The sequence below is a fragment of the Desulfopila sp. IMCC35008 genome, from assembly GCF_010646885.2.
Classification (GTDB): domain Bacteria; phylum Desulfobacterota; class Desulfobulbia; order Desulfobulbales; family Desulfocapsaceae; genus Desulfopila.
This window is the reverse complement of the sequence record NZ_CP050700.1, coordinates 4,893,735-4,916,260: the sequence shown is the minus strand read 5'-3', so window position 1 is coordinate 4,916,260 and position 22,526 is coordinate 4,893,735. Positions and strand designations below refer to the sequence as shown.

The window sequence follows — 22,526 nt, the reverse complement described above, 5'->3', positions numbered from 1 at the left end:
AAGCAAAGAGGGGAGTAAGGCCAATTGTTTACTGGGTAAAGAGGAGGTATTATGAGCGACAACAGATCGGGGAAACCTATAATTGCCGGTATCGGTGAGGTGCTTTGGGATGTTCTTGAGCAGTCCGAGGAGCTCGGCGGGGCACCTGTAAATTTTGCCTATCATGCCGGAGCCCTCGGCGCGGAGGCATACGCCATTTCCTGTATCGGTGATGACCGAAGAGGTAAGGCAGCTATCGAGGAATTAAAGAAACGTCAGGTTTCGACAGAACATATCACGGAATTACCGGGAGCAACCACAGGCTATGTACTGGCGAGTGTGGATGAGGCAGGAGTTGCCTCCTATGAATTCCCCGATGATGTTGCCTGGGACAGATTGCAGATAGCTGATAAAACACGAACACTTGCGGGAAAACTGAATGCGGTTTGTTTTGGCAGCCTCGGGCAGCGTTCACAGGTATCGCAAAGGGTCATCCAGGATTATGTTGGTAACTTGCCCGGTGATTCTTTGAAAGTTTTTGATCTCAACATCAGGCAGAATTTTTATACAGAAGAGATCATTCGCACCTCCCTGCAACTGGCGGATGTGCTAAAGCTTAATGATGATGAAATCATAGTACTTGCGGAGATGTTCGATCTCCGTGGCGACCAGGAAGCCCGGATGCGTTTGCTGGTCGAGCGATTTGCCCTCCGCCTCGGCGTTTTAACGAGGGGGGAGAAGGGCAGTCTGTTGGTTTCCAAGGATGAGGTATCCGAGCATGGCGGATATTCCTCAAAGGTGGTTGATACCATCGGGGCCGGTGATTCCTTCACCGCCGTTACGGTACTTGGTCTGCTGAAAGGCTATTCAATAGACGACATTAATGAACATGCCAATCGTGTCGCCTCCTATGTCTGTTCCTGCCAGGGGGCCATGCCACCTCTTCCGGATCACCTGCTTATAAACCGAAATTAGACATAAAGACGTTATCTGCTGGCAGAGCAGGAGGGGGCAAACCTGAAGTCTGGCCCCTCCTGATGGTGGCGGAGGGAAGAACTATTTTACCGCCATGCAGAAGGTAATATGATTCGACAGGCAAAAGGTGGTGTCCGGCAGGATGTTGTCACAACATGCCACATCTCCGAAACCTGCATCTGCCAGGATGTTACTGATCCGGCCATGGTCGAATGCATGGGTCCAGAACCGGTAGATTTCCACCTCGCCTTCTTCATCCGCCACAATATGCTGACTGAGAGTGACCTGCTGGTCAGGGTAATGGTGCTTCTCCTGAAGTACCAGGTGGGGAGTGGGTTTCCAGAATCCGCCGGGGCTGACCTCCCATTCCCGGGGACCTGTCTCGGCCAGTGGGTATCGATTGTTGAGTACGTCAAAAATAAAGATACCTCCAGGTTTGAGGGCCTTATAAATATTACCAAGAACCTGACTCCTCATTTCAGGTGGCAGGACCCCGAAGTCAGTGAATATCATCAGGATCAGGTCAAACTGTTCCTGTTCTGCCAACTCCTGGTAGTCCTGATTGATGTAGCGGATGTCCAAGCCATTCTTCGCAGCTGATTCCCTGGCATATTTGATGGAGTTTGCAGAAATATCCATTCCAGTGACCCTATGGCCCTTGCGGGCGAGTCGTTCAGTATATAGACCGGGTCCACATCCCATATCGAGGATGTTCATCCCGCTACCGGGAACTTGTTCCAGAACCCACTTGATGGTTAATTCGATAGCGGCGGGTGTCCTGCTGGCAAGATCAAGTTCGGGGTTGAGGTGCACTGCCAGCAGCTGGCGGGAGATGTGATCGTCATCCCACATGGTTGCCGTGCCGGGTGTATAGACTTCTGGACGAGTTGCAGTTTTTATATAATCGCTCAATTTCATGAAAACCTCTTTGTTGTATCAATATGCTGAGACGGCCTGGGAATACACGATAATGCTTCAGTTATTCGGAAGGGGTCCCAAGCAAAATAAGGGCGCACGCATCCAGTACACCATCCTGCCGGAGGTATGCCTGGTGCAGTTTCAGCCCGAAGTTGTTGTGTCAAACGGGGATATATGAGGACTATAGGGTTTTCATGGGCGCTATAGATATACTTGTTTGCGTTTTGGGTCAAGTACTATATGGTGGATTGCTGCTCAATTAACTATCAGGAAGGAACACATGTTTGGAACAATCGTCAATTCAATCGCCATAATATGCGGCAGCATGGTCGGTCTGCTGCTGAGTAAGGGAATTCCAGAGAAATACAAAGAGATAATCCTGAGCGCGGTCAGTCTGTCCGTTATCTTAATCGGGGTAAAGAGTGCCCTGGTAACGGATAAGATGATGATCGTCATCTTCTCGATGGTACTCGGGGCAATTATGGGTGAGGCACTGGCGATTGAAAAACGGCTGGAAGACCTGGGCCGTTTCCTGGAACAGAAGATGGCAAAGGTTTCAAGCGATACGAGTTCTTTCGGACGGGGATTCGTGACCGCAAGCCTGGTCTTCTGTGTGGGGTCCATGGCCATTGTCGGCTCTCTTGAGAGCGGGTTGACCGGCAATCACCAGACACTTCTGGCTAAATCGGTACTGGATGGAGTGATCTCCATTGTTTTTGCCTCCGCCATGGGGGTAGGTGTGATGTTTTCCAGCGTGGCCGTTTTCCTCTATCAGGGCCTGATTACCATGACTGCCATGGTCATGAAAAGCTATCTGGTTCCTGAGACCATCAGCCAGATGACCTCCGTCGGAGGACTCTTGATTGTGGTTATCGGCACCAATATGCTAAAAGTTACGAATATCCGGGTCGGCAACTTGATACCCGCAATTTTCCTGCCGTTGCTGTACTATTGTCTGCAGCAATTATTCGGCTAGAGAAGGTACAACATTGTGAGCCTGTTTTTTATTCTGCTGGGCAAGATCCTGCCCCTCTATATCAATATCCTGCTTGGTTATCTCTCTGTCCGTTTTCTTAAGGTGGATAAGAGCGCTATTGCTGCTATCCTTTTTTATATCATCGGGCCGGTGGTTATTTTCAGTGCCACCATGGCGGTGGAGGTGAACCCCGGTGTGTTGTTTCTCCCTGTTTTCTTTTATCTGTTCAGCTCGGCTATCGCCTTTATAACCTTGCACCTTTTTGGCAAACAGTGGTCCGATTCCACCGGTAATATCCTTGCCTTCACAGCGGGAACGGGCAATACGGGATATTTCGGGATTGTCCTGGCGTTGATACTGTTTGATCCGGAACTTGCTGATATCTTTATTTTTGCAGTTCTCGGTGCATTTTTCTATGAGGCAACAACTGGGTATTTCGTGACCGCGAAGGGCGTCTTTACCGGGGCCGAGTCGTTTCGAAAGGTGCTCCGGTTACCAGCCCTCTATGCCTTCGTTCTGGCAATTGTCCTGAATATAGCCGGGATACGGTTGCCGGAGATGCTCGATGTCTATTTCGGGCAGTTCAAGGTTGCCTTTTCCATCCTCGGGATGATGGTACTCGGTATGGGATTTGAGGGGTGGCGTCGAAGTGAAGGTGTCGACGGAAAGTTCCTGGCTATTTCCCTGGGGGCGAAGTTCGTTTTCTGGCCGCTGGCCATCCTGGGCCTGATTTTCTTCGATAGGTCAGTAACATTCTTGCTGAATGAGGATCTGTACAGGGTGATGTTTCTTTTTGCCATCGTACCGCTTGCCGGTAATACCGTTACCCTGGCTGTGCTGCTCAAGGCGCGACCTGAAAAGGCGGCTTTTGCAGTGCTGCTTTCAACGGTGATCTCTGTCTTTTCCATTCCCCTGATGCTGGCCCTTTACGAACTGATATAGCCTTCCGGTCAATGTTTTTTACCATTGACGTGAGAATAATGTTTTGCAGACATATGGGGGTGTAGTATCCTGACAGAATTATACTACTATTTTCCGGGGAGAGGTGAATATGGCGCTTATTATCGGTATAGATGTGGGTGGCACCCATGCTGACGGTGTGCTCCTCGACGGTGAACGGATACTTGTCAAGAATAAGGTTCCGGTCGATCAGGCCAACCTGAGCGAGTCCATTCTCATCCTCCTGAAAACCCTTGTCCCGGAGTCGGGGCAACCTCTCTCCCGTATACACCTGAGTACGACACTCTGCACCAACAGCGTCATCAACAATACGCTTGATACCGTCGGCATGTTTATCCAGTCCGGGCCGGGCATGAATCCGGACTTCCTGGATTGCGGAGAGCATGTCGCTTTCCTTGACGGAGCGGTGGATCATCGTGGTCACCGCCTGAAAGACCCGGATGAGAGCCAAATCAGCGAAGCGGTTGAACGGTTCAAGAAGCGAAGCATAAAAAGCATTGGTATTGTCACCAAGTTTTCACAACGCAATAATTGCCATGAGGTCATGGTTCGCGATCGGTTGGAAAACAGGTTTGCCCATGTCTCCCTGGGGCACCGGATTTCCGGTCTGCCCAACTTTCCCCGCCGAGTCTATACCACCTGGTTGAACGCTGCGCTTAAGTCGAGGTTTGTTGAGTTCAGGGAAGCGATTTCCAGGGGATTAAAAGACCTGGGGATCGACGCCCCCTGTTCCATCTTGAAGGCAGATGGCGGAACCATGCCGTTTGGGGCGGCCTCTTCGGTCCCTTGTGAAACTGTATTGTCAGGCCCTTCAGCCAGTGTCATGGGCTGTCTTGCCCTGGAAAAAGGCAAAGATGACGCCATACTGCTCGATATTGGCGGTACAACCACGGATATCGCCATTCTTGCAGAGGGTGTGCCGCTACTTGAACCATATGGGGTAACCGTTACCGGGCGCCCCACACTCATCAGGGCGTTGAATACCAAAAGCGTGGGTCTTGGCGGCGATTCTGCCGTGAGAAACAGTGAGGACGGTTTTTCCATCGGCCCGGACAGACTGGGAACTCCCATGTGCCTGGGTGGAACCACTCCGACCCCCACCGACGCCATGGTTGTTCTCGGGACCCTGGAGGCTGGTTCGGCCGTAAAGGCGGAAGAAGCCATGAAACAGCTTGCCCCTGATCAGGATGCCGCCATCACTGCCGAACAGATAATGGCTGAATTTGTCGGGAAGATCCAACAGGCCGTTGAGATGATGATTGAAGATGTGTTCAGCCGTCCGGTTTTTACGGTGGCAGCCCTTCTCGGCAGGAAACGGATTGAACCGAGCAGGATCATTGCGGTGGGGGGGCCCGCCCTGGCCATGCGGAAAAACCTGGCTGATCAATTTGGTCTCCCCTGCACGATACCCGAGCACTTTGAGGTTGCAAATGCCATCGGTGCGGCACGTACCCGTCCAACCATGCAGGCGACCCTTTATGCAGATACCGCCGACGGTACACTCAGTATCCCGGAGACCGGCTGCCAGGAAGTTATTTCGCGAGGTTTCACCATGCAGGATGCCAAGGAAAAACTCAGGGAGGCGGTTGCTGCCATGGCGGGAGAGACGGGCCTTGGCACTGTGCTCAATATCGATTTTCTCGAAGTGCAGGAGATGAACACGGTTCGCGGTTTTTCAACATCCGGTAAGATTATGTCCTTGAAAGCACAGGTGCAGCCCGGCCTGGAACAACTCTAAGGTGAGAGCAATGACACAATACATGCCTACGGCGCCCAACAGGACCGGTCTGGTGCTTTTTCCCGCTTTTGACTGGTGCATCAGTCCAAGCCACCCAGAGCGTGAGGAACGGCTGCTTTACACCAAAGACCAACTGATTGAGGAAGGACTGGAGGATGTTGGGAATATCGTTTTCTTTAATCCTGAGCTTGCCGAATACCATGATATCGACCGGGTGCATTTGTGTGTCCCTTCCTCGCAAAAGTTACTCACGGAATCGCACCTGATCTCAGCTGGCGGGGCCATCCGTGCCGCCCGGGCGGTGCTGGAGAAGGAGGTGGATAAATCGTTCGCCGTGGTTCGGCCCCCGGGGCATCACGCCATGCAGACGGTATTCGGGGACCGCGGTTTTTGCATTGTCAATATCGAAGCGGTTATGGTGGAATATATCCGCCGCCATTACGGTATCCGCAAAATTGCCATTATCGATAGCGATTGTCATCACGGCGACGGTACGCAGGATATTTTCTATAATGATCCGGATACCCTGTTTATCTCCATTCATCAGGACGGCCGCACGCTGTATCCGGGCAGCGGTTTTATCCAGGAATCGGGCGGACCTTCCGCACCGGGATACACCATCAACCTGCCGCTGCCTCCTGGTACATCAGAGGAAGGATTCGACATGGTGATGGAGCGGGTGGTTATGCCGATCATTGATGATTTCCAACCGGAGTTGATCATCAATTCAGCGGGGCAGGATAACCACTACACCGACCCGATCACCAATATGAATTTTACCGCCCAGGGATACGCCCGTCTCAACAGGATGCTGAACCCCGACATCAGCGTGCTGGAAGGCGGGTATTCAATCGAGGGAGCACTTCCCTACACCAATCTCGGTATTATCCTGGCCATGGCGGGCCTCGATACATCCAATGTGAAGGAGCCCGATTACGACCCGAAGAATTTTCTGCAATCCCGTGATATGAACGACCATATCGAGAATGTCTGTTTCCAGGCACTCGACCTCTATCACAACAGGGAACACCTGCGCCGGGAGATGGCGGATAAACCGGTTCGGGCCTCACAGCGCAGTATCTTTTACGATACTACCGGTTTTGTAGTCGAGGAAGCGCGAATTTATCATGGCTGTCCTGAATGCCCGGGATATGCGGAACTGACCGCCAAAGGGCTCAACAACCGGGTTCGCGCATTTACGGTCCCGTTTAACAGTTGCCCCAAATGCCATACGAAGGCCAAGGATGAATTCCAGGCTTCGGAAAAGAGCCTGAGGTGGACAACAGTTCTTCAGGACCGTATTGAGGATGTTTATGAAGTGAAATAAGTGTTAATCGCCTTCACCATAGAGAGGTAGAGCGGCAGGTCAAGAGAAAGACGGTCATAAGAGAGGTTACTGTTTGAAGTCCGCAGAGGCAAGATTGTAGCGACGCATCAGTCTCTGTAAACCCTGGCGCTCCATGCCGCAGGCTGCGGCAGCGTTCGTGACATTGCCATTATGCTGTTGCAGGACGTTACACAGATATTCCACAGAAAAATTTTTCAGAACCATCGTTTTGGCGTCATTGTATGGGAGGTTGTACAAGTCACTGAAATTGGTTTGGGGTTGGGTGCTTTCCTGTTTTGCCGGTCTTCCCTCGAGGTCAGAAAGCTGTACTGTAGCATTGGTTGAAAGAAGCACCAGTCGTTTAATGATATTTCTGAGCTCACGGACATTACCCGGCCACTTCCTGGAACAGAGATGCTGCATAATCTCCGGGCTGAGATCAAGCTGTTCTCTTTTATAACGCTCCTTGAAAACCGAAAGATAATGGTGAATGAGGAGCGGGATGTCTTCCTTCATCTCTTCCAGAGCCGGCATGTTGATCGTTACGACGTTAAGTCTGTAAAACAGGTCCTCCCTGAATTCCCCGGCCTTGATTTTTGCTTCCAGGTCCTGATTGGTGGAAGCAACGACACGGACATCCACCTTGAAGGTACGATTCTGGCCGAGAGGTTGGATCTCTTTTTCCTGAAGGACACGCAGCAACTTGGTCTGGACCGAAACGGGAATGTCAGCTATTTCATCAAGGACAATGGTTGAACCGTCCGCTTCAAGAAAAAGTCCCGTCTTTTCCTGCATGGCCCCGGTGAAGGCTCCCCTGGAATATCCAAACAGCTCACTTTCCAGGATATGCTCAGGCAGTGCGGGACAGTTCACGGTTACCATCCGCTGTTGTTTTCTGTTGCTCAGGTTGTGCAGGGCTCGGGCGGCGAGTTCCTTGCCGGTACCGCTTTCTCCCCGAATAAGAACCGTGGCGTCAGTGTCTGCGACCCGGGCGATGAGATCAAGGGTTTTGGTAAGTGCCGGTGATTGACCTATAAACCCTTCCGGGGCCGAGAGGGTCTCGAGTTGTTGCTGTAACTTCTCATTGATGCGGAGAAGGCTGGTTCGTTCAAGGCAGTTCTTGACAACCCGAACAATATGGTCCTGGTCAAAAGGTTTTTGCAGAAAATCATAGGCTCCGTCTTTCAAGGCCTGTACAGCCATGTCGATGGTTCCATATCCTGTCATGATGACAATGGAGATGGTCGTGTCGTGATCGCGTATTTTAGTCAGTAATTGCAGACCGTCGAGGTCCGGCATTTTAATGTCGGTTACGACGACATCCAGCCGATTCTCTTTTAACTGCTGGAGGGCAATCAGGCCGGATCGAGCTGTGCGCACGTCACAATCAAGTTTCTTTTCAAAAACCAGCCGGAGCATGTTGAGCATGTCTGGCTCATCGTCAACAATCAGCACTCGTTTCCGGGAACTGTTTATGTCTTGAAGAGAGGGGTTCATGAATTGTCGGGTCGATTTCCTGGGTAGTGCTACACGTCGTATTTTCCCTGCTTTTGCGAGGTATCCAACAGAGATGTTTTACGCTTTATTAAGTGCCAGCAACTGAAAATATGTTTGGATAAACCTGCCGGATATCACGTCTTTGACCTCGACCGGGGGAGGAGGCACATCCGTCCGTACACTGAATACCGCAGCAAACACCTCTCTGGAAAGTTGTGCAAGCTCTTTTTCGATGCGGTTGGCAAACTCCGGGGCAAAGGTGGTTTCACGCATTCTGCACCCTGCCGGCCGAAACGGGTAGAGCGGGCTTTCGATTCCAAGGAAAAGGGAGCAGGAGGTGTTATCGTCATTTGCCTGCTCAATGAGTTGGGCCCGTTGAGCTGCAGGCAGGACGATATTGGCCTTTGTGTGCAGGTACAAAGCCTCTATGAGATGGATCGTAACCTTGACTCCTTCACAACTTTTCTGCTGCCCCGGTCTGTGCTCAGGCATGATCGGTGTGGCGCGATCCAGGGCGTCGAGCAACAGTTCATATCGGGTGAAGAAAGGGACGAGCTCGTTGTGTCGTCTGTTCTGGGGGTCAGGTTCATGGTGGGTGAGCTGGCCCTCTTTGCGGCCAAACTTCCGGAGCAACCACCACTGTGAAAAATTGGAAGGGCTGGCAGGGGATTGAGTTTGTTTCAGTACTTTGCCTGCCTTTTTCAGGTTGAATCCCCTGCGCAGCAGGTACGCGGTGATAAATGTACCCGTTCTGCCGATACCGTAATGACAGTGAACCAGCACCTTTTTACCGAGATAAACTGCTTCGTCCAACCAGGCGAGTCCTTTTTCCATCTCGGGCATGGAAGGGGCGGTTTCGTCGGCGGTTGGCAGCCAGAATACCTCGAATCCAGCTCCTTCCTCCAACTCATGGAGGTCGCTGAATTCGCCGCAGAGGTTGAGGATGGCATCAATCCCGCAGTCCCGGAGAATGTCCAGGTCGTCATAGGATTTTGGGGCTCGTCCAGTGGCGATGTAAGGAGTTATCCAGGTGATCGGGTAATCGGAGAAATGAGGTGTACTGCCCATGATTGGTCACCCTTGTTCGGAAAAAGAGTACCGTCCACGAAAGAAATCGTCGACACAAGCTGCGACCTTCTGCTGGTCATCAAGAACCATGTCCATAAGCTTGGTTGCTCCGAGCAGCCGCCCCAGTATGTCGAGTTTATTATCCATGACGGTTCGGCTTACTGCAAGCATTTTGGCCTCAAGAAGGTCGCCTTTCGTCTCCACGCTAAAGCCCAGGCGTGCCAGGACCTGTTCGAGGAAATCGATCCGGAGAGAGCGCTGGTCAAAATCGGCCCCGCCACCGGCAAATCGAAGCAGGCAGTGATTCTCTGCCTCATTGGGGCCGCACATCACATCGACAATAGTGAAATGGTAGCCAAACCGCAGGTGAAAATGGAGGTATTCTGCCCCGATAACCGCATAACTGGCAAAAGAAAAACTGTCCTTTTTGGGAGGCACGCCGCCGGCAAGCTCGATTTTATCATACGCTGCCCAGTCGAATGGTTTTTGTTTCCAGGCCACATCCGGGTGGCTCAGGCCGCGCCATAAAGACTGAAAAGGAGGCGAGCTGATCCTGGTGAGCGGTACTTTCGAATCCTGACCACTGTTTTCTGAAATGCCCCCTCCCACATCGAACAGGTACACGTCGAGTGGAATATTTGCCTCAAGCCTCCGTGAACCACGACCGCTACCAGGCCTGCCCGATGTGAAAAGAGAGAGCAGGGCATTCTCGTGACAGAAGCGAATGATATCGTGCATGGACCGGCATCCTTCCGGTATAAAATTGTCGCCAGCCGGATCGATCAGCTCAAGGGGCGTTATGAATTTGAGCGCTTCGGTGAGGATGCGGTGATACTTTTCACCACCCGGGTAGGAGGAAGATTTTTCAAGGAGTGGCTCGACCCGACCTTCATAAACGACACCATTGGTACTGTCTACAGTGACAACCATCCCGTGTGAGAACAGCTCCATGGCCTCTGGTACACCACATATAAAAGGGATGCCGAATTCCCGGGCAACGGTGGCAAAATGACTGGCCCTGCTGCCGCTCTCACTGATCACACCGCTGAGCTTATCCATCACCTGTACATATGAGGGTGGAGTGTTGCGGGTTAACAGGATTGATCCTGCAGGGATAGCGTCGAGTCTGACATCCTCATCGAGTCGGAAAATGGGGCCGGATCCTGCGCCTGCACTACCCTGCACCCCCTCTGTACATAGGACCGGATTATCGAAGATAACAGCGGTTCGTTCTGTTTTCTCCAGTTCCAGGTGGAGTGGTCTGGCCTGGAGGATGAAGGCCTTGTCGTCCGGCCCTACGGCCCATTCAATATCAAGGGGGTAACCAAAATAGCGCTCCAGGCGCATGGCATAACTGGCCAGGTCGTGCACTGTCTCCTGTTTGGGGGAGAGCTGGTCAAATGGGCCGGAGAGTATGGTATAGGGGGGCTTACGCGTAGCGGTATATGTTTCCGGTTTGGCCGCGCCGGAGACGAGCTTTTCTCCCAGGCCGTTGACCGCATGGATTTGCATTAACGGTTCAGAATTTTTGTCGACCTGGGTGTCAGCAGTGTAGATGACACCGCTCCAGCAGGCAGGGACCATCTCCAGGATCAAGACGGACATGGCAGTTTCTTCATCTCCCCAGCCTTGCCGGATGCGATAGAACAGGGCCTCCGGCGAGTACTTGGAAGCGAGTACCTTCTTGTACGCTTCAAGAATCCGGTCCCGTTTTACATTGAGCTTGGTAATGAACTGACCGGCAAAGGAATTCTCGCCATCTTCACATGTCGCATTACTTCGTACGGCGAGCCTGGTCGCATTGCCGGAACCAAATAGGGTATCGTGAGAAGACAGAATTTCGTTCGCCAGTTCAGGTGGTATTACCGCCTCTCTGATCAGCTGCTTCAGGATAGTGGAGGTTCCGGTCAGGGACACCAGGTCCATGATATCGAGAGTGGCCAGTTCCCGGTCGATTTTGTCACGCAGGTTGTTGTGGGCCACCAGGTAATGGTAGCCGTCGGCCGTAATGGCGAAACCGGGTGGAACAGAAATATCGAGATCGTTGTTGAGACATGCGAGTTGTCGGGCCTTGTTGCCGCAGTTTCTGGTCTCTCTGCTGATATCCTGCAGCGGGATGGTATACGGGGGTTGAAAGTCTGTCTTAGGGGGAGCCAGCAGAAAGCGGCAGTAGAAATCAAATTTTTTGTGGTAACTCGTAAGCGGGCTGTATTTCCCGGGAACCATTGCCTGGAGGGCATCTACCATGCCCGCTACATTGGCTGAGAAATCGGCGAAATCCTTACGGACTCCGGCAAAATCTTTAACTTTTCCGGTGGTGGTCAAAGCCTGCAGTTGAGCCATCTGCTCGTGGCAGAGGACATCATAATGCAGCAATGACCGTAATGACTCATACTGTTCCCGTAAAAGGGTGCCGGGGGCAATAATGCGGTAACTCCAGTGCTTCACCAGCGAGTTGATGGCCATTTTGCAGGTTCCTGGGGTAACAGGTCAGTTTTGAGGCTGTTTCTCGATTCTGGTCATTGTAGGTGAGTTCAGTCCGGTACCCTTCCGTAAAGCTCTGCCGACGATAGCCCAACCGAGGTAGCAGCCCAGTAAAGACAATATGTACCAGAAGACAGCACCGGCCAGCAATGGCTCGCCACTGGTGGTAGGGAGTTGCATGACATATTCCCGGCCAAAAACAGCCACCATGTTTTCAGCCTTATAGAATTCATTTATAAAGCCGAACATAAAAAATATCGGAATAATTCTTCTGACGATATTGAGCAGGAAGCCCTCAAAAAAGTAATCATAGTAGGCACGGTTGAGTTGGGCCTGATCAATATTCCTGGCCATTCTCCTGCCTTTCTCCCTGTCCTCACACGTCATTGCTTCCTGGCGGAGCTGGAACCAGTGTTGATATTCCTTCTCCAGTTCCAGGTAACGTCTGGTAATAATAAGTTTACTCAGTACTTTGGTGACCGCAACTGTGCCCAGAGCCAACAAGGTAATGAGTAAGGCCGGGCCGAGGAAATGAAAGTTCTGGAGAAGAGCGTAAAAACTCTCTCCCAGAAAACTGAGTCCGGCTGCGATGTGTTCCCACGCTCGATCAAGAAATGCGTCCATTGCGTTTGCTCGTTGTGATCATTTTAGGTGAGCGTCGGGGATAAATCCCGACGCTCACACGAGTGTTTCCGTTTGTTATCAGATCCAGATTTCAATCTTGAAGAAACGGAAGAACAGGAAGAACAGGGTGATCGCCAGGACCACCTTCAGCTGCATCTCACTGAACAGTTTCTGGGCCCGGCTGCCAAGCATACCACCGGCAAAACCACCGATGATGATCGCACCGGCGAGAACCCAGTCTGGCCAGTAACCTATCATAACATATCCAAGGAAGGAACCGATACTGGAGAAGCAGGTTCCGATCAGGGAGATGGGAACGGCTACGTACATCGGCAGGGCGCCGAGGGTGGTCATGGCCGGAACCAGCAGAAAGCCGCCGCCGATACCGAAAGAGCGGGAGACGATACCGATCAAAATACCCAGGAACGCAAAAAGGAGTGGGTTGATCCTGAACTCCTCACCCCAGAACTTGAACCGGTAATCGGTAAGCCCTGTTTTCACTGGCTCAATGGAACCCATCTCCATGGCTTCGCCGGTTTCCTTGGCTTTTTTGACCGCGGCGTTGAACTTCTGGGTCATGGCTTTGATGTTTTTCCGCTTGTTCATCGCTTTCGGGGTCATTTCCATCAGGGTTTTGATTCCCATGATAACAACGAGGACGGCAAGCCACTCTTTGTAGGCCTTCATGGGCAACATGGCGGAAACGTATTTACCGAGCCAGATGGAACCGATAAAAATACCGACACCGAAAGAAATACCTACCGGCCAGGCGACGCGGCGCTCAACAACCGCGAACCGGTAAAAAGAACCGAGTGGGGAGAACAGGGTCAGGGCCATGTTGGAAGGCTTGAGAACGTTCGCTGCGTTAACACCTACAGGACCCATGGTGTTGACAACGAGGACCTGGAAAGCTGCCATCAGCATACCACCGGCGGCACCGATCATGGAAAAGTAGGTTCCGACGAGGATAGCACCGATGACGATCCAGAGAGGGTTCATGTATCGATACCCTTTTTTCAACCAGAATCCGTTTCCTGCGATGGTGTACGATGTTTCTTTGGCACCATTGATATAGACATCAAAAGAGGTTTCAGGCGGAGTATGGCGGAAAGAAGCAAAGGTCGCAGTGAATTTTCCGGTTTCCTTGTCCAGGTTGATCTTGGTTCCTTCATCCCAGTAATTGCCGCTGGAAGCGTCGCCGAGAACGGTACGGGAAAAGATAACGATCTTACCAACCCTGCTGCCTTCTTTGACGATAGTATTGATACCGTAACTGTTTTCGTTTGCCCACTTAAGGAATTTCCACTGCTCTGCGCTGGAGATGGGGCCAAGGCCTTGTTTCGCCGCCGTGTCAATGGCATCGAAATCTTTATTCAGCGAATACCTGGTGGTTGAGTAGAGTCCCTGGCCTTTATCGAAAATAATGCTGGGGCCACCGAATTTGGTGTCACCGACCTTGCCAAAAGCGGCCGGGTTGCTGGTCAGCATGTAGTACAGCGGCGGAATGGCAGTATCCATGCCGAAACCCTGTTTTTTGGATTCTTTGGCAAACCTTTTCTTCTCATGAGGCATGGTTGCGTCTGCAGGTTTGAACATGTCCTGCTGTGCGATGGCGAGGTACAACTCCTGGCCGGGCTCGATGGTGCCTTCGATGGTGACGGTATCACCTGCGGCACCGTCAGTCGTTACTTTTGTTTCAGCCAGGGCCAGCGTCTGGCTGGCCAGGAAACAGGCGGTAAAAAGAAGTGTGGTGAAGAACGAAATGCGCATAGCTTTCATACAGTTGGTCTCCTTGTTATCAATTTTTGTGGTTTGCGCACGAATTACAGATGCTTTTCTTACGGGTTCTGGGATGTTACGAAATCTCCTCTCCTGTTATTGGTTGGTAAACTGGTTGGTTTATTGTGCGGCTTTTTCCGGCGATCCAGGCGCCGAATGCTGCTGCTAAAAGTGCCATCGCTATCGAGATGAATAGACGTTCAACAGCAAGCAACGGTTCCCACGGAAAGAACAGGGAAGTCGCCAGGCTGCCCGTGAGCGCCACGAATGTGGCGAGTACGGAAAGGCCGGTTTTCTGGTAGCTGAATAAATTCTTTTTATCTGCCAGTCCATACCCGCCTGCGGCTGCGTTAAAGGCTACAATGGCAGGCAAAATAAAAAGCAGTGTAGATGGGGCTAATACCGTTGAGAGAAACATGAGGAGGATAAGTACACCGGCGACACTGGTCGTGACGGCATAGAGAAAAACCCCGGTCGGAGTCTTGAAAAAACCTTTTATTTTCTCGACGATGTAAAGGGCATTGAAGGTGTCTGTTATCATATGATTAGTCCTCTTGGTTAGCCGTCTTGATTTTTACCAGCCGTGTCTCGCCGACGTATTCGCTTGATTCAAAACCGGTTACGATGGTCATTTCCCTGGTAAGCTCGGCGATTTGTTTGAGATTTCGGATTATCAGGTCCAGGTCATCTCTGCTCTGCTGATCTGTGAGATCATCTGCAAGCAGCTGGGCGGTACCCAGGGCAGCGAAAAGAGGCGAATTCAACTGGTGGGCGGCGGTACCGGCCATTTCAATAACGCCTTGCAGCTTCATCTTCTCCATTTTCTCCATTTCGAGCAACCGCTGGTCAGTGATGTCCCGGACGGCCTCGATAATGAACTCAATGTTTCCTTCATCGCTGACGATGGGAGTGAGATGGCGTTCGAACCAGCTGGTGCCTTCCTCTGTCTCGATTTTTTCAAGAATGGCTACCGGGGCGGCCGTATTCAATACCTGGTCGACCGGTTCGTTGTTCCGGGTTGACTCCGGCCAGGGCGATATCGCGTCATAGCTTTTACCGAGCAGGTCGGTTTCAGAAAGATCCTGATTGTCGAGAAACATCCTGTTTGCCATGACCACATGTTTGTTCGGGTCCAGTACCAGCACATTCAGCCAGAGTGAATCCATGATGGTCTGCAGGAACCGTTCATGCTCTTCAATCTGGTTGAAGAGGAGAGTGATTTTCCTGTAGGTCCTGGCTTTTTGTATGGCGTTGCCCCCCTCTTCGGCGGCGGTTACCGCAAAGTTGATTTCACCGGGGGTAAAGGTTCGATGGGTATCGCAGAGCAATCTCAGCACCCCGATAACCTCCAGTTCGTTCTTGATGGGAATGGCCAGGATAGATTTGATTCCTTCCTCCGTAATTTCCGCGTGGTACTTCACGCGCGGGTCGGAGGTGGCGTCGTAAATTGCTACCGGTTCGCCCTTGAGTGCTGTGAAAATCGAATCTTCCTTACGGATTGACCCCCGGGAAAGATAGTTCCGGGAGAGTCCCGAGGCCGCTGCCAGCTCCAGTCGGTTGGTTGCGGGGTCCACCAAGCGGATGGTGCATCCCTTGACCTTCATAATACGCGGCATCTTGTCCACGATCGATTTGAGTATCTGGTCCAGATCCAGGGTCGAGTTGACCAGCCTGGAGATAGTGCGCAGCTCCTTGAAAAAAGTGAGCTGGTTCTGCTGTTCCTGGAATAAACGGCTGTTGGAGAGAGCGATGCCAACCTGTTCTGCCAATGACATGGCAAAGGAGATCTCACTCCGGGTGTAATCCCGTTCCACCCTGGTGAGCAGTCTCAAGAGCCCGATCACCTTCTCCCGATACAGGATGGGTAGCGAGAGGGCGCTCTTGATTCCTTCTCTTTTCACGGAGATGGAGCTGTCCATGTCGCAGGGGAAGACGAGCGTGCTGCTGGCAATGGGCTGCCCGCTTCTGAGCTCAGCCATGACCTTTTGGGTGTCGATGGTCTGACGGGCGAGGTACTCTTCCGACAGACCGTGAGCGGCCCCGATGACGAAACTGTTTGTGGAGTCATCCAGCAGCCGGATGGTGGCTGCATCCACTTCCAGCAGATCAGGTAATCGGCTGACCACCAGCTCCATGACCTGTTGCGGGTCATGGAGCATGGAGATATGCCGGGTCACCTCCTGATATACCTCCAGGTAATCGTGTTCCCTGTCGTAGGCCGGGTTCGTCATCGCTTATGCTTCTTCCAGCACCAGCAGTTTCAGGGCATGGGTCGCACACTTGGCGATACAGGCCGGTTTGAGGCCGGCATCAAGGCGGTCCATACAGAAGTCGCATTTGACGGCCTTGCCATCGTCGGGGTTGGGCACGGGTATATCCCATGGGCAGGCTTTGGCACAGGCCATGCAGCCAATGCATTTCTCCTGGTCGATATAAACGATGCCGTCATCCCGCTGTACCATCGCGTCGGTTGGACAGATCGGTACGCACATCGGCTCATCGCAGTGACGGCAGTGGGAAAAGGTTATCTCCAATTTGGGGACCCCACCCACCTTTACCAGCGGAGTCGTTTCTATGGCACAGAGAAACGGGCCAATGGGGAGGTTTTTGTTGACCTTGCAGTGGACTTCACAGCCATGGCAGGCTACACAGCGGCGGCTGTTGAGGTGGATCATATATTTTTTCACAGTTCAACCCTCCTCGTGCGGTTGCGGATGCTCTTTTTTACATAGACAAATACTTCACATAGATTGACGCCGCCCCCGGCTTTGTCCCAGTCATCGAGTTTGCCGACCATGAGCTTCTGGTCGGCCACTCCTGCCAGAAAACTGCGGGTCTGGCGCGGAATGTCGCGACCGAATCCATGTACGGTGAAGACTGCCTCCGGGTGGATGTGGTCACTGATGTGTGCGGCCACAGTGGCGCAGTACGACCTGTCTGCAGAGGCGATCTCGACCAGGTCGCCCTCATTTATGCCGAGTTTTTTGGCCTTCTTGGTGTTAATAGTCAGCGAGTTGGTGGGCATTAACTCAGAGAGCAGCGGGTTGTTCATGGTGTGTCCCTGGGTGTGCACAGCGGTTTTTCCATAAATCAACCGGAACATGCCTTTTTCCGGTTTCTCCGGTGTTTCAAAAGGCTTAAGTGAGGGGAGCCCGGCGTTATCAAGCTTCTCACTCATAAGCTCGATTTTGCCGCTTGGGGTCTTGAACTGTCCGTCCAGGTTGTCGCGATCATGGAAAATAGGGTCATCAGAGAGGCTGATGAAACCTTTTTCGTCAAAATCGGCCATGGTATAGCCGGTGGGTTCAAGTTGCCAGTTCCATAACTCATCCATGGTTGTAAACGGGAAGGTCTCCTGCAGACCCAGACGGCCCGCAAGCTGGGTGAAGATCTCGCAGGATGAAAGGGTGCCGTAGATAGGTTCAATGGCCTTGCGACGCAGGGTCAGTCGCGGCTTGAGACCCTTTTGCTGGCAGATTGGGGTGTCCCTCTCCAGGTAGGTCGATTCCGGCAGGATGACGTCGGAATACCAGCCAAACTGACTGTAGTTGACATCGATGGAAACAAGCAGGTCACACTTGTCCATGGCCTGCTTTTGCTTCTCGGGATCCGGCATTCCGACAAACGGGTCGTGCCGCATCGCGATCCAGCCCTTGATCGGGTACGGATCCTCAGCGATCATCCTGTTAAAGAAGAGGTGGGCGAGCCCCGGTCCTTTGTCGAAATGGTTAAACTCCCAGCCGACGCCGTCTCCCCGCTTGATATCCGGTTTGGGGCAGTCGATCTGGCGAATCCCCTTTTTACCTGCATCGCCTGCTCCCTTGGGAATGAACAGGCCGCCCTTCAGCTCGATATTGCCCATCAGCACATTCAGGATATGCATGGCCCTGCTGGCATAAAAAGAGTCTTTATAACGAGCTAGGTTCCAGCCCGGATGAAAGATGACCTTCGGCCTGTCTTCTCCGATCTCTTCGACGAATGCGAGGATATCTTTTTCCTTCACATCGCATTCCTTGGCCGCCCAGGCCGGTGTGTAGTCCTTGATGAACTCACAAAGCTGATCGAAGCCGGTCACATATTTTTCAAGGAAGTCCTTGTCGATATATTCCTTTTTGATAACCTGGTGGATAACTCCGAGTGCCAGCGCATAATCGGTACCCGGCCGTACCTGGAAGAAGCGGGTGGCTTTGGCACCGGTCATGGTCTGCCGGACATCCACGTAGGTGAGACGGCCACCGTTTTCGAGCATGTCCAGGGTCTGGTGATTTTCAGCGAGGCGCAGGGCAGAGAACATATCGCGCCCGAACAGCACCAGGTGCTTGGCATTTTTGATGTCGTAGGCGAACCCTTTTCTGCCTACCCCGTTTATAGAGAGACTTGCGTGGTGGGTATTCCGGCCGCAGGTACAATCATGATTGGTGTAGTTCGGTGAGCCGAAGGCGTGGATAAAGGCCTTGTAGAGTCCCTGCCAGGGACCGCCACGGGATGACAGGACCATGGACTCCGGTCCGTATTTATCCTTGATCGCACTCATTTTATCGGCAACGTAATCAAGTGCCTCTTCCCAGTCGGCTTCCCGCCACTGGCCTGCGCCCCGGGCGCCGACGCGGATGAGCGGCTTATGGGGACGCTCACTATCTTCCATCAGGGCCGGACCGGCAGAACCCTTGGCACAGAGCGCACCGCCAATGAGGTGTTGGTTCCCTTCAATCCAGGTTACCTTGTTGTTTTCGGACTCCACCCGGATAGGGCAGCGGACAGTACACATGCCGCACATGGAGTAGACTGACTTTTTCATTAAACTCTCCCTTGGTAAACTCGTAAAAAGTCTGATTTACTTCGTTGTAGGTCTGAAGCGGCAATTAGCCGTACCATATGTACTGCCAAATCGCCTTTTCAGACTCTACGCCTCGTATATCAACCTTTTTCCAGAGTCTATCTAAGTAAGTAGAGATACGTTTTTGCGAAAATATCTCCTTTGGATGACGGACTTAGGCGGCAAGAATCTGCGCCACCTTTTCTTCCAGTTCCTGCTTGTCTATTGGTTTTACACAATATTCTCCAGCACCGAGTTCGAGCGCTTCCCGAGCCGTTTCAATGGTTGGGTAGCCGGTGAGCATGATCGCTTTCATGGCTGGTACGGTTTTTTTCAGCTGTTCCAGAACCTGAATGCCGCTCATCTTCTTCAGCTTGATGTCGAGTATGGCAAGATCGACATGGTTGGACCCGGCAAATGATAGAGCCTCTTCTTCCTCGGTGAAGGCATGTACCGAATGGCCTTTGCGTTCGAGAATTTTCCTGATGAGTATGACGGCGTCCTGCACATCGTCGAGTACGAGTATCTCAGCCATTTATTCCTGCTCCTTTGCGGTTTGTTCTGTCTCTTCAGTTAAAACGGGGAGGGTAATATGAAAGGCGGTTCCCTGTCGTGGTTCACCATCCTGATTGCTGGTCACCGGGCTTTCCACCTCTATGGTGCCGTTATGTTCCTGGATGATGCCATACGTGACGGAAAGCCCGAGGCCTGTTCCTTTTCCAACTTCCTTGGTGGTGAAAAACGGGTCAAATATCCTGTTCTTTATGGTCTCATTGATACCGGTTCCGGTGTCTATGACCGACACCCTGACGGTATCAGTTGCAGAGGAGGTGATAATGGTGATATCCCCACCATCAGCCATTGCATACTGGGCGTTATTGAACAGGTTGATAAATACCTGGTGCAATTTCTCTGCATCACCCGTGACCTGTGGAAGCCCTTCTGCAAACCGGCGTTGAATAGTGATCTTGTTGATGTTGAGGGTGTGCTCGGTAACAGCCAGGACTTCCCTTATTATTTCATTGAGGTTGATAGATGTTTTCTGGCTTTCTGCCTGGCGGGAGAACTTCAGCAGGTCGGCGACGATCCGGCGGCACACTTTGGTCTGGCGCTCGATTACCAGCATGGTGGAATAGGGCTCCGAATCCTCGGCAAAATCGTCCATCATTAGTTGGGTATACCCGAGGATGATGCCGAGAGGTGTGTTGATCTCATGGGCGACGCCGGCGGCCATCTCTCCCACCGAGGCCATCTTTTCGTGGTTGATAAGTTGTTCGGTAATAGTGCGAAGGCGGGTCATGTCCTTGCCGATACCCTCGTAGCCGATCATGGTACCGTCAGCTCCCATACTGGCGTTGGCCGCGAGAAGAATGTGGCGTATCGTGCCGTCCTTGCCGATACATTCCATGTCAAGGTCGCTTACATAGCCCTTGGACTGTATTTCTGAGAGGTACTGTTTCAGTACTTCCGGGTCACGGAACAACTGGTGAAAATTTATCTGTTCATTGTTATTTTCTGCACCGAGCATCCGGATGCCGCTGCTGTTTATGTTGGTAATGGTGCCTTCAAGATCGCAGAAATAGACAATATCTTTTGAGTTCTCAAAAAAGTTTCTGAACTTCTTTTCAGAGTCTGAGAGATCCCTGGTGCGGTCCTCGACTATACCTTCGAGGTTGGTGTTTAACCGTTGCAACTGATCGGCGCTGGCTTCGAGTTGCCGATTGGCCTCGGCCAGTTTTTCAGCCTCCGAGCGTATCGCTTTATAGGCGGCGAGCCCTTTGTGGTAATAGATGGTAACTGCTGCAACGGAAATCATCAGCATGGTGTTGAAGCCGCCTGAGTAGGGCGAAAGTTGTGTCCATAACTCACGCTGGTTGGAATAGACGAGACTTATACGGATGATGTGTCCCACACCTCGTGAGATAGCAAAGGCTGCAAGGGCAATGCTGAAATACCAGAGAAACCCCCAGATAAAGTTGTCCGGTTCCAGTCGGATAAGCGCTCTGGCATAACCCAGAGCAACAAAGGCGAGCAGGATAACAAGGGCAGAGCCGACAAATTCGACGGTTACTGCAGGCGCCAGAGAGAGGCCGTTCATTTTTCTGCCTCCCTGCGTGCTTCGAGATAAAAAGTTCTCAGGCTGATCACCAGGGCCAGCAGTGCCGGAACAATGAGAAAGTGATCCATTTTGGTGATGTAATAGAGTACTTCAGTAAAGTCTATTGGAGGGGCCAGTCTGGCCTGCCAGGTATCCTGTAAAATGAAATCGCTATCTTTGAGATATCCAAAAGTCTCATGACCGGTGAAGGCGAGAATGTTCCAGCCAATTAAAAAAATGCAAAACAACTGGAAATATTTCCAGCCCCTGGAGGAGGTCTCCTGGGTTTTCCGGGTGTGCCAGTACAGGTAGATGAGGGCCGTCATAAAGAGGATGTGCGCCATCTGGTGCACATATATTCCCTCAGGTTCCCCATGGGTCTGGAGCGCCTGTGCATCACCTGTTCCGAAGAAAATCAGGAGGAGTGTTGTACTTATCAGTAAGAAGTGTTTGTTGATCATAATTGCCCTTTGGATATCTAACAATGCATCATGTGTGCCGGAATGGCGTAAGGTACGTAGGTGGATAATCATTTCCATTGAAAACAGTGTAATGCGGGGGGTGAATATCCGGCGAATGAAATTCATGGTTTCTATCAGGTCCGTTTTTGGCACGAAAAGGCGCAACAAAAAAGATGCGCCACGGCTGTCGGAATCAATAGAAGCTGAATAAGTAGTTGTAAACATACGCTAAAAGTGCGTATTGGCTACAGTGGATCAGGGGTGCTCCATTTTTGTTGCACCTGATTATGTGTTTGATTTATTATGATAATATTGGTTGTACCGGAAAATAATTGACTCATTGGGGCATCAATAAGGTTGCATGCTGCGGATGACACAAAAGGGGGGGGCGTGCTATAAAAAAAATATGCTGAAAAAATCCATCATGAAACCACCTTTACCTGTCTTTTTCTGTCTGTTATTTTGATCCTGGCCGTCGGGGAACCATGTTTTGCCGAATCCCCAATGCCACAGATGAAAGGTTCGCCAACCATCGAACCCTCTATTGAGCTGACCGAAGAGGAGCGAATGTGGATTCGGGCTCATCCCGAAATTACCGTTTCAAACGAGTTCGACTGGCCGCCCTTCGATTTCATGGTCGCAGGGGGGATTGATTTGATGCAGTTGCTACATGGATCGCTTTGAGTATTATTGTTGCATCTTTCATTCTGGACCAGCGGGGACAGTGTGGTAAGTTAGAACCACACTGACAGCAAAAAGTGGAACACATGAAGAGCTTTTGGCAAAGAAAACACAGCTAAGTCGACATTATTTTATAATCTGTAGG

The 22,526-nt window shown here is 51.7% G+C and carries 19 protein-coding genes; 6 read left to right on the top strand and 13 right to left on the bottom strand.

Features of this window, described 5'->3' with window-relative positions; genetic code table 11:
• The first annotated feature begins 51 nt into the window (after positions 1-51).
• Positions 52-954 (top strand): PfkB family carbohydrate kinase, encoded by a 903-nt coding sequence (locus GA520_RS21130; protein ID WP_163337565.1) that lies wholly within the window; start codon positions 52-54, stop codon positions 952-954.
• 81 nt (positions 955-1,035) lie between these two features.
• On the opposite strand, the gene GA520_RS21125 is transcribed toward GA520_RS21130, so the two are convergent.
• Positions 1,036-1,872 carry a class I SAM-dependent methyltransferase gene (locus GA520_RS21125; protein WP_163337564.1) on the bottom strand — a complete coding sequence of 279 codons (837 nt, stop codon included), beginning with the start codon at positions 1,870-1,872 and terminating at the stop codon, positions 1,036-1,038.
• A gap of 280 nt (positions 1,873-2,152) precedes the next feature.
• On the opposite strand from GA520_RS21125, the gene GA520_RS21120 reads away from it, so the two are divergent.
• From GA520_RS21120 to GA520_RS21105, 4 genes are all read left to right on the top strand, one after another.
• Complete coding sequence (locus GA520_RS21120; RefSeq protein WP_163337563.1) at positions 2,153-2,848, top strand: DUF554 domain-containing protein; 696 nt, start codon at positions 2,153-2,155, stop codon at positions 2,846-2,848.
• Between the two features lie 15 nt (positions 2,849-2,863).
• On the top strand, positions 2,864-3,790 hold the full coding sequence (locus tag GA520_RS21115) for an AEC family transporter (protein ID WP_163337562.1): 927 nt from the start codon (positions 2,864-2,866) through the stop codon (positions 3,788-3,790).
• Positions 3,791-3,899: 109 nt separating this feature from the next.
• Positions 3,900-5,546, top strand: a complete 1,647-nt coding sequence (locus GA520_RS21110) for a hydantoinase/oxoprolinase family protein (protein ID WP_163337561.1) — start codon at positions 3,900-3,902, stop codon at positions 5,544-5,546.
• Between the two features lie 10 nt (positions 5,547-5,556).
• On the top strand, positions 5,557-6,873 hold the full coding sequence (locus GA520_RS21105) for a histone deacetylase (protein WP_240910115.1): 1,317 nt from the start codon (positions 5,557-5,559) through the stop codon (positions 6,871-6,873).
• Between the two features lie 66 nt (positions 6,874-6,939).
• Here GA520_RS21105 and GA520_RS21100 read toward each other — a convergent pair whose 3' ends face one another.
• The 12 genes from GA520_RS21100 to GA520_RS21045 form a co-directional block, all read right to left on the bottom strand.
• Positions 6,940-8,370 carry a sigma-54 dependent transcriptional regulator gene (locus GA520_RS21100; protein ID WP_163337560.1) on the bottom strand — a complete coding sequence of 477 codons (1,431 nt, stop codon included), beginning with the start codon at positions 8,368-8,370 and terminating at the stop codon, positions 6,940-6,942.
• A gap of 78 nt (positions 8,371-8,448) precedes the next feature.
• A complete protein-coding gene (locus tag GA520_RS21095) occupies positions 8,449-9,438 on the bottom strand; it encodes a dual specificity protein phosphatase family protein (protein ID WP_163337559.1) in 990 nt (329 codons plus the stop codon).
• Positions 9,439-9,444: 6 nt separating this feature from the next.
• Complete coding sequence (locus tag GA520_RS21090) at positions 9,445-11,904, bottom strand: PEP/pyruvate-binding domain-containing protein (protein ID WP_163337558.1); 2,460 nt, start codon at positions 11,902-11,904, stop codon at positions 9,445-9,447.
• 24 nt (positions 11,905-11,928) lie between these two features.
• Complete coding sequence (locus GA520_RS21085) at positions 11,929-12,546, bottom strand: hypothetical protein (RefSeq protein ID WP_163337557.1); 618 nt, start codon at positions 12,544-12,546, stop codon at positions 11,929-11,931.
• 78 nt (positions 12,547-12,624) lie between these two features.
• A complete protein-coding gene (locus tag GA520_RS21080) occupies positions 12,625-14,325 on the bottom strand; it encodes a sulfite exporter TauE/SafE family protein (protein WP_163337556.1) in 1,701 nt (566 codons plus the stop codon).
• A 76-nt stretch (positions 14,326-14,401) separates the two neighbouring features.
• Positions 14,402-14,866: a hypothetical protein gene (locus GA520_RS21075; RefSeq protein ID WP_163337555.1), complete on the bottom strand. Its 465-nt coding sequence runs from the start codon at positions 14,864-14,866 to the stop codon at positions 14,402-14,404.
• A 4-nt stretch (positions 14,867-14,870) separates the two neighbouring features.
• On the bottom strand, positions 14,871-16,556 hold the full coding sequence (locus GA520_RS21070; RefSeq protein WP_163337554.1) for a GAF domain-containing protein: 1,686 nt from the start codon (positions 16,554-16,556) through the stop codon (positions 14,871-14,873).
• A gap of 3 nt (positions 16,557-16,559) precedes the next feature.
• The gene (locus tag GA520_RS21065; RefSeq protein WP_163337553.1) at positions 16,560-17,012 is read right to left on the bottom strand and encodes a 4Fe-4S dicluster domain-containing protein; all 453 of its coding nucleotides are present in this window, start codon (positions 17,010-17,012) and stop codon (positions 16,560-16,562) included.
• Positions 17,009-19,123 carry a molybdopterin-dependent oxidoreductase gene (locus GA520_RS21060; protein WP_163337552.1) on the bottom strand — a complete coding sequence of 705 codons (2,115 nt, stop codon included), beginning with the start codon at positions 19,121-19,123 and terminating at the stop codon, positions 17,009-17,011. The genes GA520_RS21065 and GA520_RS21060 overlap by 4 nt, the downstream gene beginning before the upstream one ends.
• Before the next feature lie 193 nt (positions 19,124-19,316).
• On the bottom strand, positions 19,317-19,676 hold the full coding sequence (locus tag GA520_RS21055) for a response regulator (protein ID WP_163337551.1): 360 nt from the start codon (positions 19,674-19,676) through the stop codon (positions 19,317-19,319).
• On the bottom strand, positions 19,677-21,239 hold the full coding sequence (locus GA520_RS21050) for a nitrogen regulation protein NR(II) (RefSeq protein WP_163337550.1): 1,563 nt from the start codon (positions 21,237-21,239) through the stop codon (positions 19,677-19,679).
• Positions 21,236-21,925 carry a hypothetical protein gene (locus GA520_RS21045; protein WP_240910114.1) on the bottom strand — a complete coding sequence of 230 codons (690 nt, stop codon included), beginning with the start codon at positions 21,923-21,925 and terminating at the stop codon, positions 21,236-21,238. The genes GA520_RS21050 and GA520_RS21045 overlap by 4 nt, the downstream gene beginning before the upstream one ends.
• A 279-nt stretch (positions 21,926-22,204) precedes the next feature.
• Here GA520_RS21045 and GA520_RS21040 point away from each other — a divergent pair, with 279 nt between their 5' ends.
• On the top strand, positions 22,205-22,384 hold the full coding sequence (locus tag GA520_RS21040; protein WP_163337549.1) for a hypothetical protein: 180 nt from the start codon (positions 22,205-22,207) through the stop codon (positions 22,382-22,384).
• Positions 22,385-22,526 lie beyond the last annotated feature (142 nt).

Bases quoted from the DNA above. Each gene is read 5' to 3' on its own strand.
- GA520_RS21130 (WP_163337565.1), top strand. From the start codon at position 52: ATGAGCGACAACAGATCGGGGAAACCTATAATTGCCGGTATCGGTGAG.
- GA520_RS21125 (WP_163337564.1), bottom strand. From the start codon at position 1,872: ATGAAATTGAGCGATTATATAAAAACTGCAACTCGTCCAGAAGTCTAT.
- GA520_RS21120 (WP_163337563.1), top strand. From the start codon at position 2,153: ATGTTTGGAACAATCGTCAATTCAATCGCCATAATATGCGGCAGCATG.
- GA520_RS21110 (WP_163337561.1), top strand. From the start codon at position 3,900: ATGGCGCTTATTATCGGTATAGATGTGGGTGGCACCCATGCTGACGGT.
- GA520_RS21105 (WP_240910115.1), top strand. From the start codon at position 5,557: ATGACACAATACATGCCTACGGCGCCCAACAGGACCGGTCTGGTGCTT.
- GA520_RS21100 (WP_163337560.1), bottom strand. From the start codon at position 8,370: ATGAACCCCTCTCTTCAAGACATAAACAGTTCCCGGAAACGAGTGCTG.
- GA520_RS21095 (WP_163337559.1), bottom strand. From the start codon at position 9,438: ATGGGCAGTACACCTCATTTCTCCGATTACCCGATCACCTGGATAACT.
- GA520_RS21090 (WP_163337558.1), bottom strand. From the start codon at position 11,904: ATGGCCATCAACTCGCTGGTGAAGCACTGGAGTTACCGCATTATTGCC.
- GA520_RS21085 (WP_163337557.1), bottom strand. From the start codon at position 12,546: ATGGACGCATTTCTTGATCGAGCGTGGGAACACATCGCAGCCGGACTC.
- GA520_RS21080 (WP_163337556.1), bottom strand. From the start codon at position 14,325: ATGAAAGCTATGCGCATTTCGTTCTTCACCACACTTCTTTTTACCGCC.
- GA520_RS21075 (WP_163337555.1), bottom strand. From the start codon at position 14,866: ATGATAACAGACACCTTCAATGCCCTTTACATCGTCGAGAAAATAAAA.
- GA520_RS21070 (WP_163337554.1), bottom strand. From the start codon at position 16,556: ATGACGAACCCGGCCTACGACAGGGAACACGATTACCTGGAGGTATAT.
- GA520_RS21060 (WP_163337552.1), bottom strand. From the start codon at position 19,123: ATGAAAAAGTCAGTCTACTCCATGTGCGGCATGTGTACTGTCCGCTGC.
- GA520_RS21055 (WP_163337551.1), bottom strand. From the start codon at position 19,676: ATGGCTGAGATACTCGTACTCGACGATGTGCAGGACGCCGTCATACTC.
- GA520_RS21050 (WP_163337550.1), bottom strand. From the start codon at position 21,239: ATGAACGGCCTCTCTCTGGCGCCTGCAGTAACCGTCGAATTTGTCGGC.
- GA520_RS21045 (WP_240910114.1), bottom strand. From the start codon at position 21,925: ATGTTTACAACTACTTATTCAGCTTCTATTGATTCCGACAGCCGTGGC.
- GA520_RS21040 (WP_163337549.1), top strand. From the start codon at position 22,205: ATGCCACAGATGAAAGGTTCGCCAACCATCGAACCCTCTATTGAGCTG.